Genomic DNA, 575 nt, shown 5'->3' with positions numbered 1-575 from the left:
TAAACAAACAGAGTATCAATTCAGGAATCAAAAGCTTACTGTCATGCCACCCGATGGTGAACCGGTTGTACTCCAAAAACCGGATTTTACCCTCACGGATACCGGCCTTGTTATAAAGAACTGGACACTGGAACAGTTGACCGCCTTTTTCAAGGCAACTGAATTCACAGAACAATGGTATGAAAAGCCTCAGGACAAGCGGCCTCTCTATGCGATAAGGCTTGAGACTAAACTACCCCAAATGAAAGCAAGAACCAAAGAGACCAGGAAAGCCAAGCCTGAAAAAGTAACATTTCTGCTGTCACCTTCTATGATCATCAATATCATCAAATACAACAAACCATTAAAGCCAGTGGTCTGGTCATCTCTGGAACACTATGCCAGCAACGGCCAGTTAACCACAAGTTTATGTAAGGCGCTCAGCCCGGTTATCCGAAATGATAATGATGGTGTTGTTCCTGAACTCGTTAAAACTGCAGTAGCTGAAAAGTTGGTACAGATTGAGGCAACAAAAACACCCGTAGTAACAGCCATCGCTCTGCAACAACCTCCTGCAAGCACGACACTCCCTTGGG

The 575-nt window shown here is 44.7% G+C and carries 1 protein-coding gene; it reads left to right on the top strand.

Translation table 11 applies throughout. The features are described 5' to 3' along the window. Positions 1–43: 43 nt before the first annotated feature. Positions 44–575 (top strand): hypothetical protein (locus J7439_RS25955; RefSeq protein WP_209204946.1); only part of this gene is annotated, 532 nt, incomplete at its 3' end.

The sequence above is a fragment of the Salinisphaera sp. G21_0 genome (assembly GCF_017744115.1).
Taxonomy (GTDB): Bacteria; Pseudomonadota; Gammaproteobacteria; order Pseudomonadales; family Endozoicomonadaceae; genus Endozoicomonas.
This window is presented reverse-complemented; position numbering and strand designations above follow the sequence as displayed.